This is a genomic window from Cyanobium gracile PCC 6307 (genome assembly GCF_000316515.1).
Lineage (GTDB): Bacteria > Cyanobacteriota > Cyanobacteriia > PCC-6307 > Cyanobiaceae > Cyanobium > Cyanobium gracile.
In genome coordinates this window covers 3,256,326-3,269,111 of sequence record NC_019675.1, presented here as the reverse complement: position 1 = coordinate 3,269,111, position 12,786 = coordinate 3,256,326, and the positions used below count along the sequence as shown (strand labels likewise).

Sequence of the window (12,786 nt, the reverse complement as noted above, 5' to 3'; positions counted from 1 at the left end):
GCAGACCGGCGATCAGGCCCCAGCGCTGGGGGTTACGCCTGCCCGTCGTGGAATGCCCTCTGCCCATGCCCTCAAGCCTCGCGCACAGGCGTCCGAAGGCGGGGCAGCAACCAGCCTCCGAAGCGGGCATACAGGGCCGGGAGCACCAGCAGGGTTAGGGCCGTTGAAGTGATCAGCCCACCCAGCACCACAATCGCCAGGGGTTGGAGGATCTCGTTGCCTGCCCCGAAAGCAAGGGCCAACGGCAACATGCCCAGAGCCGAGGTCAGTGCCGTCATCAGGATCGCGTTGAGCCGATCGAGACTGCCGGCACGGATCACCTCCCGGAGCTCCATCCCCTCGGCATGCCTGCGGTTGTAGTTGTCCACCAGCAGCAGGCCATTGCGCACCGCCACCCCGAACAGGGTGATGAAGCCGATCAGGGAGGCCACCGAGAGCACACCACCGCTGAGCACGATGGCGACCAGGCCTCCCACCAGAGCCAGGGGGAGGTTGATCAGGATGGCGATCGTGGCCGGGAGTGATTTCACCGAGGCGAACATCAGCACCCCGATCACCACAAAGGCCAGGAGGCTGTAGAGCACCAGGTTGGCGGTGGCGCGTTCCTCGGATTCGAACTGCCCCCCGTAGCGGATCAGGTAGCCGCTGGGGAGTTTGACCTTGGCGTCGATCATCTTCTTGATGTCGCCGACGACGGTTCCCAGCGGCCGGCCGCTGACATTGGCGGACACCACAATCAAGCGGGAAACATCCTCCCGGTTGACCACGTTGGCGCCCAGGCCGTAGTCGATGCGGGCAAGGGTTCCCAGCGGCAGCATGGTGCCGGCGGGGGTGGCGATCGGGATGGCCCGCAGGGCATCAAGACTGTTGCGGGATTCCTCCGGCAGCATCACCACCACATCGGTGCGATCGGTGCTGTTGTGCACCACCTGGCCCACGGTCTTGCCGTTGAGGGCAATCTCCACCGCTTCGGCGAGCTGTTGCATGCTCAGGCCATTGGCGGTGGCCGCCGGGCGATCGAAATCGATCTGAACCTGCTGGATCGGCAGCTGGGGTTCGAGCTGCAGATCCACCACCCCCTGGATCGGCTCGATGGCGTCACGAACCAGCTCGCCGATCCGGCGCAGTTCGCCCAGATCAGGCCCGTAGATCTTGATGGCGATCGCACTGCGCACCCCTGAAAGCACCTCATCCATGCGGTGGGAGATGAAGCCGCCGATGTTCGGGGCCACCCCGGGCAGCTTCAGGAAGGCTTCTCGTAGCTGGGCGATGGCGGCAGGCCGATCCTGCATCGCCTGATCACTCAACTCCACATCCACGTGGGCCAGGTTCACCCCTGCTCCATCGGCATCCCCGGGAGCCCGCCCGGCGCGTACCTGCACCCACTCAAACAGGGGGTTGGCCATCAGGCTCTTGGAGAGGGCCATGCCGGCGCGGTTGGTCATCTCCAGGGACACCCCGGGGTAAAGCACCATGGAATTGACCAGCGATTTCTCGCGGAACTCCGGCAGGAACACCCGCCCCAGGCTCGGCAGGATGGCGCCGGCCACCACCACGCACGCCAGTGCGGCGGCCAGCACCCGCTTGGGGGCGTTCAGCGAGACCTCCAGCATCGGCCGGTAGGCCCGCTCCGCCCATGTGGCGATCCAGGTGTTCTCCGCAGGAAGCCGGGTGTTGGCCAGCAAAATCGCGCAGAGGGCTGGGGAGAGGGTGAGCGCCACAAGGGTGGAGGCCGCGATCGACAGCAGGTAGGCCAGGCCCATCGGGGCGAAGATCCGCCCCTCCACCCCCGTGAGGCTGAAGATCGGCGCGAACACCACGACGATGATCACGGTGGAGAGGATCACCGGCTGGCGCACCTCCACGGAGGTGTCGAACACCACCTGCAGGGGATTCTTGGGCTTGGCGGCCACCTGATTACGCCGCAGGCCGCTGTAGCAGTTCTCCATATCGACGATGGAATCGTCGACCACCGAACCGATCGCCACCACCAGGCCACCCAGCGTCATGGTGTTGATCTCCAGCCCGAAGGCACGCATCAGCATCAGGCCGATCAACAGCGACAGGGGGATGGCACTGAGGGTGATGACGGCGGTGCGCCAATTCATCAGGAACAGCAGCATCACCACCGAGACGATCGCGATGCCTTCGATCAGGGAACTGCTGACGTTTCTGATCGCTGTGTCAATGAAACTGGCCTGGCGGAAGGTGCGCTTCACCTGAATGTCGCCCGGCAGGGTCCTGCTGAGGGCGGCGATGCGCTCCTCCACCGCTCGGGTGACCTGGGGAGTGTCGATGTCGGGCTGTTTGTTGATCATCAGCACCACCGCCGGCTTGCCGTTGAAGCTGCCGTCACCGCGCTTGAGGGCACTGTGCAGTCGCACCTCAGCGACATCACCGATCCGCAGCGGTTGCCCTTTGCTGTCTGTCACCACGGAATCGGCGAGATCCTCGCTGCTGCCGGCCTGGCCGCTGGCGCGGATCAGCTTCTCCTGCCCGCCCGCGATCAGAAAACCACCCGGGGCGTTGACGCTGGCAGCCGCCGCTGCTTCGGCCACGGCCTGCAACGACACGTTGCGGGCCAGAAGCTGTTGGGGATCGATCAGGATCTGCTGCTGGCCCTCCTCGCCGCCATAGAGCGTCACCTGGGAAACCCCTGGCACCGCCAGGATCTGATGGCTGAAGGTGGTGGCCACGATCCGCCGAAGCTCCATCGGCGTGGTGGGGCCGCCACCCTTCAAGGTGAAGGCGTACTGCAGGATCGTCCCGAGGGGCGAGACCAGCGGCGAGATCGCTGGGGCGCTGGCATTGGCGGGCAACTCCGCCTCGATCTGCTGCAGGCGCTCCGCCACCGATTGACGGGCCCGGTTGATGTCGGCGTTCTGATCAAAGACCACCTGCACCATCGAAAGCCCCACCTTCGAGGAGGAGCGCACCGTTTCCACTCCTGGTAGTCCGTTCACAGCCGATTCGATCGGCACGGTGATGCGTCGCTCCACCTCTTCGGGTGCCAGGCCATCGGCGGTGGTCTGCACATCCACCTGGGGTGGGGCGAACTGGGGAAAAACATCGAGGGGCATCCGGCTGAGGATGGACAGGCCCCAGAGGGTGATCAGGATGGCGGCAACAACAACCAGCCAGCGCTTGGCGATCGAGGTCCGCAGCGTCTGGTTGAGCAGGGGATTGAGCATGGGATGGGATGAAGTGGGCGGAGAAAACGACGGGCTCGGGGAATCAGTTCTTCTTTCCCAGGCGTGAGGCCACGACCACACCGCCCACCACCAGCACCGCAGCGCCGGCACCGATCACCAGTGGGTTGAGACCTTCTGGGGCTGTCGAGGCGGTGGCTGAGGCGGAGTCCGCTGGGGTTGCCGAAGTTGTCGGTGTGGATCCTTCCCCGGTGGGTGCGGCGGCGCTCTGGCTCTTCTTCGATTCGGCGTAGAGCGAAAGAGCTCCCTGGGTCACCACGTTGTCTCCGGGCGAGATGCTGCCGTCGGTGATTTCGATCTGATCGCCCTGGCTGGTGCCGGTCTGGAGGAAGACCGGGTCGTAGGTGGCGCCGCTTTTGACGAACGCCAGGGGCTTGCCATCCGCATCCACCACCGCCGCCACCGGAATGGTGACCACACCACCGGCTTCGGCGGCGGGGGCGGTGGTGATGCCCAGCAGGGAATCGATCTCCGCGCTGGCCTTCACCTGGCGCACGTCACCCTGCTGCTGAAACTCATCACCGTGGCCCACGTGGGCCATCGATGGATTGAGGCCGCCGAGGGCCAGGGTTCCGAGGCTGAGGCTGCCGGCCAGAAGAAAAGCGCGCATGCTGCTGCTGCCTCATGGGCAGGACAAGGACCCGCAGAGGATGCCGCAATGGGGATGAAAAACAGGTGAAACCGCCTGCGCTGCCTAGGATCAGCCGAGTTCGCCCCCAATCCCGGGCCTATGCCACTGCGCATCCTGCTGGTGGAGGACGAAGCCGAGCTGGCGAGTGCGATCCAGGCCGTGCTCCGGGCGGATCAGCATGTGGTGGATCATGTGGCCGAGGGCCTGGGGGGATGGAGCCTGCTCCGAAGCGATCTGGCCACCTACAACCTGGCGATCGTGGATTGGATGCTGCCGGGTCTGTCCGGGGTGGAGCTCTGCCGGCGGCTGCGGGGGGCTGGCCTCACCCTGCCGGTGCTGATGCTCACGGCCCTGGCTGATACCAGCCACCGGGTGCAGGGCCTTGATGCCGGCGCCGACGACTACCTGAGCAAGCCCTTCGCGATGGAGGAACTGCTGGCCAGGATCCGGGCGCTGCAGCGCCGCCAGCCCAGCTACCGCGAGCCGCTCCTGAGGGTCGGTTCCTTTGAGCTGGATCCCGCCGAAGGCTGCCTCACCGTTCAGCAGTCAAAGGCAACCACCAGGATCAGCCTGTCCGCGAAGGAACTTCAACTGATGGCCTACTTCATGGAGCATCCGAAGGAGATCATTCCGGGATCGCGGCTGCGAACCCAGCTCTGGTCGCTGGATGAGGACCCGATCAGCAATGTGGTCGCGGCCCAGGTGCGTCTGCTGAGGCGCAAGATCGCCAGCCACGGGCTGGCTTCTCCGATCGAGACCGTGCCCTCAAAGGGCTATCGCTTTGATCCGGAGACTGCGGCAGAGCCATAGGAACAACTGCTATGGCCAGGCCTGGTCCCATTTCCCGCAGCCGCCTGCGACTGGCGGCTGTCTACCTGGCGGTGATCGGGGTGATCCTCTATGGCGCTGGCCTTGGGATGTTTGGCCTGTTGATGCGCTCCAACTGGTCGGCCCTAGAGCGCGAGGTGGAAACCTTGGCCGGCACCTTGCATGACAGCCTCAAGCCGTTGTTGCCGGCGGAAGCCAGGCCCTCTGCCCAGCTGGCCGCGGTTCTTCCCGGTCTTTGCCTGGCAGGAGATCCTTGCCCGTCGCCCCCCTCGCTGATCTCGCGTCATGCCGTGAGCGTCACCGACCCGGAGCGGTTCTACCTGCGCCTTCTGGATCCTCGTGGCGTACTGATCGCCCATTCCCCGGGATCGCCAAGCCAGTCGCCACGAGCCCAGGCCGAACACCTCGGCCCCGCCTGGTCGGTGGTGGTGGGACCAGGAGGCGAGCGCTCTATGCAGTATTCGATCCACCTGCACCGATCTCATACACCAGTGCATTCAGGTGCGAAGGCGAGGGAGCTGGATTGGGGCTATCTGCAGATCGGGCGCAGCTTGCGCGGACTGGACGCGGAACGACAACGCCTCTGGTGGGCGATTCAGACGATTGTTGTGCTTGCCCTGCTGGTCGCGGGACTGGCCAGTTGGTGGTTGTCAGGTCTGGCGATGCGGCCACTGCTGGTGGCGTACCGGCAGCAGGAGCAGTTCACTGCCGATGCGGCCCACGAACTGCGCGCCCCTCTGGCCAACCTTCTGGGAGTGGTGGAAGCCCACAGGAGGCAGCCGCCTGATGACGCCGTCGCCAGGGACCAGATGCTTGCCGCGGTCCACCGGCAGGGACAACGGCTGAGCCGCTTGATCAGTGACCTGCTGCTGTTGGCCCGCCTCGATGGTCCCCAGTCCGCAGCGGCAGTGCAGCCCTGCTCTTTGACTCAGATCGCGCGCGATCTGCTGGAGGAGACCAGCGAGGCGGCGGCGGAGGCCGGGCTGACACTGAAACTGTTGGATGTCGAGGAAGAGGCCGAAATCATGGGCGTGGAATCTGAGTTGTATCGGCTCGTGTCCAACCTGCTGCTGAATGCGATTCAATACACACCAAGAGGAGGGGAGGTGGTGCTTCGCTTGGGGCGCGAGAGAAGCCAGGTGGTGCTGCAGGTGCAGGACACTGGTATTGGCATCGCACCGTCCGATCAGCAGCGGATTTTTGATCGTTTCTACCGCAGTGATCCAGGGCGTTCCCGTCGCCAGGGCGGCACCGGTCTTGGGCTCTCCATAGTGGCCGCGATCGTCCACCGCCATCGCGGCCAGATTTCCGTGGCTTCCAATCACGGATTCGGGAGTGTCTTCACCGTGAAACTGCCGATGGTTGGTGGTCGAATCCTCGAGGACTTGCGTGTTGCTGGCAATACCTAGAGATTTTCTCAACGAAACACCTGGGGAATGCCTGTTACAAGTAGTGCGCTCTTGCTCTGGGTGAGCCGGGTCTCGGAGATGGAATGCTCTGGGGGGCTTGCCGTTGATAGGCCGCAGGGGCATGCAGTGATGGTGGAGTTCAAGGGCCCAAAGGTTCGTGCTCGGGGGGTGTGGGTTGAGCTGACGTGGCTGAGTAGGGGGTGTGGGAGGGGGTGGCTGGGCCGAGCTCCATGATTAACCAGCGGTGAAAGCCCCCCCTGCGGCCAGCGCGGCCAGCCGGCGGGGTCGAAGTACCAGAGGTAGCGGGGCAACGTGGTGGAGTGAATACCTACAGGGTTCCCAGTCACGGACAGTGGCAATGAGAATGGAAAACCCTCTGCCCCACAGATGCGACTCCATGCTCTGATTGCCTCAGTGGTCCTCGGGGTGACTCTGGCTCCTCAGCCAGGGAAGACCACCACGGTGATTTCAGTGGGTGATGGAGACACCGTGCGGGTCAATGACGACGGGAGAAAGGTCACGAACAGGCTGGCCTGCATCGACGCCCCGAATATGGCTCAGGCTCCCTACTGACAGCGAGCCAGGCAAGCGCTCCAGGATCTAGTGCCGGTCGACTCCACGGTGACGCTGAAGGCCCAGACCAAGGACCGCAATGGCCGGACGGTTGCGGAGGTGTTCGCCCAGGACGGTACCAATGCCGGCCTCTCCCTGGTACAGCAGGGCCATGCCTTCGCGTATCGCCAGTACATGAACCAGTGTGAGGAGTGGGCCTATATGAATCGGGAGAAGCTGGCCAAGCGATACCACGTTGGGGTGTGGAGGTTCGACGACGGGATCGAGCACCCTTGGGAGTGGAGAGCCACCAACAGAGCCGCCCCGCACTAGCCCAAGCAGCGCCCTGTCACGCTGACCATCATCAACGACCACATGCCGGCCACCTCCACCCTGGAAGGCTCTGGAGATGCCGGGAGGTTGGATCCTAGAAGCGGGCCCAGGAGCTGCTGCTGGATGGGCACATCTACCTCGACGGCGACAGTGACGGAGAAGCCTGCGATGCGCTGAGATGAACGCAACAGCCGGATACAGCGCTTCTCACGGGGGGCAGTCTGAGGTAACTGAATAGCTTGCAGGGAGCTCACCCAAGGGCGCCCACAGCCCCACCACCTTCTCCCCGGCTTTTTCCCGCTCAGCAAGTTCAAGATTCATGCCCAGGAGCTCCTGGAACATCAGGAGATGACCACCACCATGATTGACACCCATGTGCTGAACCAATGGCCGCCCGGAGCCTGAAGTCCAGCAGAAGTGATGTAGCGATAGCTACATGTGGGTCACGGGCCCGAGATAAGGGGCCAATATCTTGGCTTTTCAGATAAGATCGGCAAGGAGGAAAGGGATTTCGCCCCATGGTCTTGGTTAAATCCACTGTGGTTCACGGAATGGAGCTGAAGAAGGGTTGTGGTTCCCGGAACTGCCTAATAAAGCGTTAGGCATTGCAAACCTCAGCGAGCACCATGTCAGATACCGTCTTCATTCTCGGCGCTGGTTTCTCATGGAATGCCGGCATCCCACTACTTGGCGGTTTTGTAGAAAAAATGTGGGAGTTAGCTGTACGCGGCAAGTCCGACAAGCCTTTAGACCCAGAGGATCACCAAGCGTTGAAGGATGCGATGGTGATCCGTGCTGAGCTGGATTCATATCATGGGAGGGCACAGTTCGATGACAGGAATATTGAAGATATTCTTTCAATTCTTTCTTTCAACGTTCTAGCCGGCCACAGGAAGGACACACAGAAGTTCACTTCAATGACCAATGCAATAGCCAGGACTATTGAGATCTGTTGTGGTGTAAAGCATCCGGGACTGGACCCACGCAGCGGCAGGGTAGTAAAGGAAGGGCCAGAGCTATACCGTGCCTTCTGGAAGTCATTGTTTTCCGCAGTTGACAAGGGGCATCGTTTGCCTACCATACTGACATTTAATTACGATCTCGTGCTTGAACGTTCACTGCTTCAAGTGCTCGTTGGGACAGAGTATGGGTCCAAGGTTCACCTACCTTTCGAGAAAATCGCTGTGAACTATCACTATGAGCCCATCAAGCCGCAACGTTACTGCGTGAAGTACGTTAAGTACGACATGTGGTCGGCACAACCTCCAACATCAACTTTAGGAACTGTACTTGAGGAGATTCCATATGACTCTGAAGGGACTTTCAGCGTCATTGATCTGATCAAGTTACATGGATCCCTGAACTTTCCATTTCCAACAAAGCGGAAGACCACACTCGCAATGCACTGGAACATGGCAGCGGCACTAGCCGAGCCGTTCATCCTCCCTCCAGTGTTCAACAAATTGTCAACCGATGCCGCTTCGTCAATGTGGTCGGCAGCCCTCTCGCGTCTTCGCGCTGCCAAAAATGTCGTTGTTGTCGGCTACAGCCTTCCGCAAACAGATATCTACATGCAGTACTTCCTCAAAGCTGCATTAGGCCCCAATCTTAATCTGAACAAGCTAGTCGTGTTCGATCCAGTACTGCATACGAAGTCTGAAAGTTGTGATCAGATGAAGCATCGGTACGAAAGCTGCTTCTCCCCCCAGCTACGAGGCCGTATAGAGTTCTCACCCTCTACGAATCCACCATCGCTGCTTCAAGGAAGCGCTGAAGCTTTCGTGCGTACACTTGAGACCAATCCCGAAACGCTTCTCTTCTAATCCGCCGGAGACGCCTAGCATCAAGATCCAGCGGACAGGAGCAATGATGCTTTCTCACTCACACGGAACTTCAGCTCTTCGCTGATCTTGAGTGTTATACCTACACCCAGGGAGCATGATCACATGACGCCAGTTTTGCTTCAGCTACAACAAGAATCGCTAGATCGTTCGGATTCTGTGACCGACCTATTGCGGAAAAGTTTGGTCATCTCGCGAAAGCGTATATTCAGCGAATTCGAATCATGGATCAATTCAGAGCTTAATGGGTACGGCCCTCACGAAAAAGTGCCTGAGTACCGAAAGGCTAAGGGTTCGGTGAAGTTCTGGAATCCATACCGTGGGTGGTCTCCAATCATCTTCCAAGACCCATCAGAAGGCGAGATGTACTCCTTCAGGAACATTGGTCAGTCGATCGCAGAACTTGAGAGCATTGCACACGAAAAGGAGGCTACTTCTGAATACATTCCATTCCCTCAAGATATTGAACGTCAGCTTTGCAAGAGTTTAGACGCCGGTTTCGAGACAAAGATTTCACTGGCTTGTCCAAATACGGAAATTATCAAGATTATTGAGCAGGTTCGCAATGTGATCCTGAACTGTACACTAAAGCTTGAAGAGGAAGGGATTGTTGGTGAGGGAATGACATTCACAGCGCAGGAGGCTCAGTCGGCCCAAGGTACCTCACAGGCAGTGAATAACTTTTATGGACCTGTCCATAACCCGCAGATCCAGCAATCGAATACCGCTGCTATTCAAGTACATTCACGGCATCAGATAGACAGGGAAGCAATTTCGACTTTCGTAGAACTACTTGCAAGCAAGATTCAAGATCTTCAACTCACGGCCGATCAAGAATCTGAACTCAGGGCTGAGCTTGAAACGATTTCGAGCCAATTGACCTCTCCAAAGCCCAAGACAACAATTCTTCGTGAATGCGGGAGATCAATTCGATCAATCTTGGAGAAAGCTGGAGGCACTGTGGTGGCATCTCTCTTTTCTGATCAGCTATCGAAGCTGCCATTTTGATACCACTCGCTTCATGTTCATGTCTTCTGTGCCCAGCAGGGGAAGCGTACTTATACTTATTGCAGATGTGGACGTTCCCACAAGTCCGATCCAAACAGCGCTAGAGAGAGCCAGTCACGGAAGCCGGGGGGGGGGTCAGGCGATCTACGCCTTGTGTAAGACCGTCGTCGAGCCCGTTTTTGGCCAGATCAAGGGTGCACGAGGACTGGATCGCTTCCGATTGCGAGGACTGGAGGAGGTGAACGGGAAGTGGGCGCTGATGCCCACCACCCACAACCTGCTGAAGCTGTTCAGGGCATCGCTCGCAACAGGCTGAGGGCCTGGTTGATGTCGGAACAGTTGAAATCCGGCAGTCCGGAATCACCGCAGCTCACGCACGGTGTTCGGGTCTCGGCGCAACGTGCGACACGCTCCTAGGGAATACCCCCATCTCTGGTCGGGAAGGTGGTCGCAATACCCGGGGGGGATGCAGGCCATAGGAGCCGTCTGCTGAACCTATGCGCCTCTGTCCGACCATGACAGCCTTTGCCGTCATCGCATGTCCCCCTCCTCTTGCTCCGGGAGGGTCATCGAGTTCTCGGGGGGCAGCATTGGCACCTGGCTTGCCTCAAGGTGCTTCCTTGTTGACTGCGACTCGAATCCGGCTCGTTCAATCGCTGCAGCCGTCTCACTGATCGAATCGAGCAAAGCGCCACTGACCGGAGCCAGCTCACGACAGAAGGTGGCGATGGTGTTCCAGAAGTTGGGATTGTAGGAGGTCATTGGAGGGATGGGCACCATGCAAGTGCGGTTGGTGTTGGAAATGGACGGAAGGGGATGGACTCATCGGATTGAACTCGCTGAACCGGGCTCGGGGGGGGGGCCAGGCGTGCAAGCCAGCAAGCCTCAGGTGGTTTCCCAAGCCATGGGGGTGGAGCATTCGTTCTCGGGGGGAAGGCGGGACACCATTGGAACCAGCGCCAGGGCTTCCTGGACGCCACCGCCGAGACCACCCCCCGCTGGCAGGAGCCCTCTGCAGGTCCCATCGCCAGAAGTCATGGCAGCATCTGGAGGCATCAGTGCTCGTCACAGCCCGCTGGTGTGGACAAGCCGGGCAAGGAGGTCAGAGCCCTTGCCCATTTCCTCTTCCGGCTTCGCCCTCCTCCTGGCCGTAGGCCCCCTGTTGGCCGAAGTCCGGCCTCAGCTGCGGGTCGCCGCCAGAGCCAGCTCATGCGCCTGAGTGAGGGTGGCGGCGGCTTTGCCGAACCACAGCCCCTCCAGCCGCTGGCGGGCCGCCTCGATCGGATCCCTTGAGCGCCCAGCGTCATGGCTCAGATGCTCCGTCACCGCCTGGTAGGCGCCCCACATCGAGCCCTGCACGCCAGGGATGTCGCTGCCGATGGCCTGGCCTTCGAACTTGGCAGCAAGGCCCTCCCAGGCCGGGAGATCCTCCAGACGACGCGGCCGGCTTGTGCTGGCATCCCCCCGGCGGTCATTGATGGCCCCCCGCAGCTGATCAGAGAAGAGAGTCTCCACGTACTGCCTGAACTGGGTAGCCGTGCACGGCGCAGCGGCCATGGCGCGGAGCTCAGCCAGGCCACCGGTGAACTGCTGCCGCTGGAGGTCGATGAGCTCGGGGAGCCTGTTGATCAAGGCATTCGCGTTCCTCGTATGGCGGATGCGGCAGCCCTGCTGGCGGCGGCTCCTGGCGGTTGCCAGCCCCAGGGCAGCCGAGAGGGTGTTCTGGCACACGACCCGGATCGGCGAGAAGAAGACCGAGAAGGCGATGGTTCCGTCATGGCTGGTGCAGCCGACCAGGTACTGGTTCACCGGATCACCGGGGAGGACCTCCCCTTCTGATTGGCGCACTCGGGCCGTGAAGGTCACCTTCTTGCCGCCGGCCAGGACGCAGACCGCGTCCATCACCGCATCGCTGTGGAGGGCTTCCGCCACGCGAATGAGCTGCTCGTTCTGGACGATCTCGTAGGTGCTGTTCATCACCGAGAGGGCGGCGCCGGTGTCGGTACGGCAGATCGCCTGGTACCCGTCGATCGGACGCATGTCGGCGTCGTAGATGGGGCGGCTGGCGAGATGGAAGTCGGCGCCACCGAGGCGGAACGCCTCACGGGCCGGCAGGGTGCCATCCAGGACCAGGCCTAGGCGGTGCCAGGCGGGCTGGCTGTGCAGGAACACGCCAGAGCTGAATTGATGGGACATGGGAAATCGCAGCGGCAGGTATGACGCCGCCAGAGAGGACAAAAAAGCCGGCCTCACAGGGAGACCGGCAACTGCTGGGGCGGGGCTCACACCCGCCCGCCCGTTTGAACGGATCAGCTCTCAGGTGGTTTGAGCGGCAAGTGGATCCGATCGGCCACCAGGCGGATGCCGCAGTGGTTGCCACAGAGGCGCCCCGAGGCCGCCAGACGCATGCCGGGGGTGGCGTTGTCGCTGAGCTCCTGGGCCTGCTTCCCCCAGACCTCAACGAGCAGGGAGAAGCCGCCGGCGGACTCCTCCTCCCAGCGGGGGGAGACGGCGGAGACCAGCAGGAGAACTTCCGCGCGGATGGCTCCGCAGCCGAAGAAGGTGAGCTGCACCGGCAGAGGGACAGTCCCTGTCAGCACGGTGACATTCATGGCTTGTGGGCGCTGTTGGGGCAGCAGGCGGGGGAATCGAGGAAGGAGAAGACCTCTTCCAGGTCCTCGGTGCTGGCGGCTGCGCCGCTGATGGCCCTGTCGATGACGGCTGCGCTGCTGACGGTCTCGGGGGGAGCGGTGACCTGGAGCTGGAGGCCGCTGAGCTCTCCGTTGCGATGCCACGCCATTTGGCGGCCCATGCTCTGGAGGAACAGGAGCCCGGAGAGGACGTCGTCGTCTTCGTGGAGGAGGCCGATCGGAGGGAAGAGGGATCCATCGGGCAGGCGGATCGTGACCTGGCTGTTGAAGTGCATGAAAAAAGCCTGCGTTGCAGGCAGTAAGGGGGGCGTGGTGGAGGCAGTT

At 61.4% G+C, this 12,786-nt stretch carries 11 protein-coding genes and 1 pseudogene; 6 read left to right on the top strand and 6 right to left on the bottom strand.

Annotated elements, in window-relative coordinates; all coding sequences use genetic code 11:
• Positions 1 to 71: 71 nt before the first annotated feature.
• Together CYAGR_RS15870 and CYAGR_RS15865 are read right to left on the bottom strand one after the other, a co-directional pair.
• Positions 72 to 3,191 carry an efflux RND transporter permease subunit gene (locus CYAGR_RS15870; RefSeq protein ID WP_015110866.1) on the bottom strand — a complete coding sequence of 1,040 codons (3,120 nt, stop codon included), beginning with the start codon at positions 3,189 to 3,191 and terminating at the stop codon, positions 72 to 74.
• A gap of 43 nt (positions 3,192 to 3,234) precedes the next feature.
• Positions 3,235 to 3,819, bottom strand: coding sequence for an efflux RND transporter periplasmic adaptor subunit (locus CYAGR_RS15865; protein ID WP_015110865.1), 585 nt, complete (start codon positions 3,817 to 3,819; stop codon positions 3,235 to 3,237).
• A gap of 120 nt (positions 3,820 to 3,939) precedes the next feature.
• Between CYAGR_RS15865 and rppA the strand changes: the two genes are divergently transcribed.
• The 6 genes and pseudogenes from rppA to CYAGR_RS19660 all read left to right on the top strand — a co-directional run.
• On the top strand, positions 3,940 to 4,650 hold the full coding sequence (gene rppA / locus CYAGR_RS15860) for a two-component system response regulator RppA (protein WP_015110864.1): 711 nt from the start codon (positions 3,940 to 3,942) through the stop codon (positions 4,648 to 4,650).
• A gap of 71 nt (positions 4,651 to 4,721) precedes the next feature.
• Positions 4,722 to 6,077 carry a two-component system sensor histidine kinase RppB gene (rppB, locus tag CYAGR_RS15855; protein WP_172637186.1) on the top strand — a complete coding sequence of 452 codons (1,356 nt, stop codon included), beginning with the start codon at positions 4,722 to 4,724 and terminating at the stop codon, positions 6,075 to 6,077.
• Positions 6,078 to 6,680: 603 nt separating this feature from the next.
• A complete protein-coding gene (locus CYAGR_RS19325; RefSeq protein WP_245552553.1) occupies positions 6,681 to 6,962 on the top strand; it encodes a thermonuclease family protein in 282 nt (93 codons plus the stop codon).
• Positions 6,963 to 7,588: 626 nt separating this feature from the next.
• Positions 7,589 to 8,785: a hypothetical protein gene (locus CYAGR_RS18625; RefSeq protein WP_015110862.1), complete on the top strand. Its 1,197-nt coding sequence runs from the start codon at positions 7,589 to 7,591 to the stop codon at positions 8,783 to 8,785.
• Positions 8,786 to 8,908: 123 nt separating this feature from the next.
• On the top strand, positions 8,909 to 9,811 hold the full coding sequence (locus tag CYAGR_RS18620; RefSeq protein ID WP_015110861.1) for an AbiTii domain-containing protein: 903 nt from the start codon (positions 8,909 to 8,911) through the stop codon (positions 9,809 to 9,811).
• Positions 9,812 to 9,956: 145 nt separating this feature from the next.
• A pseudogene (locus tag CYAGR_RS19660) lies at positions 9,957 to 10,127 on the top strand (transposase); the annotation flags it as partial.
• A gap of 215 nt (positions 10,128 to 10,342) precedes the next feature.
• Here the strand turns inward: CYAGR_RS19660 and CYAGR_RS15845 are convergent.
• The 4 genes from CYAGR_RS15845 to CYAGR_RS15830 all read right to left on the bottom strand — a co-directional run bounded on the left by CYAGR_RS15845 (position 10,343) and on the right by CYAGR_RS15830 (position 12,737).
• Positions 10,343 to 10,573, bottom strand: a complete 231-nt coding sequence (locus tag CYAGR_RS15845) for a hypothetical protein (protein ID WP_015110860.1) — start codon at positions 10,571 to 10,573, stop codon at positions 10,343 to 10,345.
• A gap of 417 nt (positions 10,574 to 10,990) precedes the next feature.
• Entirely contained in the window at positions 10,991 to 12,007 is a 1,017-nt protein-coding gene (locus CYAGR_RS16660) for a DUF932 domain-containing protein (RefSeq protein WP_015110859.1), read from the bottom strand.
• Between the two features lie 113 nt (positions 12,008 to 12,120).
• Complete coding sequence (locus tag CYAGR_RS15835; protein ID WP_015110858.1) at positions 12,121 to 12,423, bottom strand: single stranded DNA-binding domain-containing protein; 303 nt, start codon at positions 12,421 to 12,423, stop codon at positions 12,121 to 12,123.
• Positions 12,420 to 12,737, bottom strand: a complete 318-nt coding sequence (locus tag CYAGR_RS15830) for a hypothetical protein (protein WP_015110857.1) — start codon at positions 12,735 to 12,737, stop codon at positions 12,420 to 12,422. Before CYAGR_RS15830 ends, CYAGR_RS15835 begins: the two co-directional genes overlap by 4 nt.
• Positions 12,738 to 12,786: the final 49 nt, after the last annotated feature.